Origin of the sequence: Plantibacter sp. CFBP 13570 (assembly GCF_014841395.1) — a bacterium.
Lineage (GTDB): Bacteria > Actinomycetota > Actinomycetes > Actinomycetales > Microbacteriaceae > Plantibacter > Plantibacter auratus.
This window is the reverse complement of sequence record NZ_JACYTW010000151.1, coordinates 1-451: the sequence shown is the minus strand read 5'-3', so window position 1 is coordinate 451 and position 451 is coordinate 1. Positions and strand designations below refer to the sequence as shown.

The 451-nt window shown below is 66.3% G+C and carries 2 protein-coding genes; both read left to right on the top strand.

Features of this window, described 5'->3' with window-relative positions; genetic code table 11:
• On the top strand, positions 1-282 hold a 282-nt coding region (locus IFT89_RS19975; RefSeq protein ID WP_202939857.1), incomplete at its 5' end, for an iron chelate uptake ABC transporter family permease subunit.
• Positions 249-451: ATP-binding cassette domain-containing protein (locus tag IFT89_RS19970; protein ID WP_202939856.1), on the top strand; the 203-nt coding region annotated here is incomplete at its 3' end. The genes IFT89_RS19975 and IFT89_RS19970, both read left to right, overlap by 34 nt.

The following is a 451-nucleotide window of genomic DNA, read 5'->3' as shown; positions in this document are numbered from 1 at the left end:
GCGATCGTCGTCGGCATCGGCCTCACCGCACTCGCGACGGCGACGGTCGGCCCGATCTCGTTCATCGCACTGGCGGCACCGCAGATCGCCCGGCGCCTCGTGCGCTCCGATGGACTCGCACTAGGGCCCACGGCCGCAGTGGGAGCGTTGCTGCTGTTGCTCGCGGATGTCGTCGCCCAACGCATCCACCCCGATTCGCCCCTGCCCGTCGGCATCGTCACGGTGTCGATCGGCGGACTGTACTTCCTATGGCTACTCCTGCGAGAGGGAAAGAAGAGATGACCCGACTGATCGTCAACGGCGCCGCGCTCGGCTACTCCGACAAGCTGGTCTGCGAAGACGTATCGGTGGATATCCCCGACGGAGCGTTCACCGTAATCGTCGGGCCCAACGCCTGCGGCAAGTCCACTCTCCTCAAGAGCCTCACCCGACTCTTACCGCCGACGCGCGG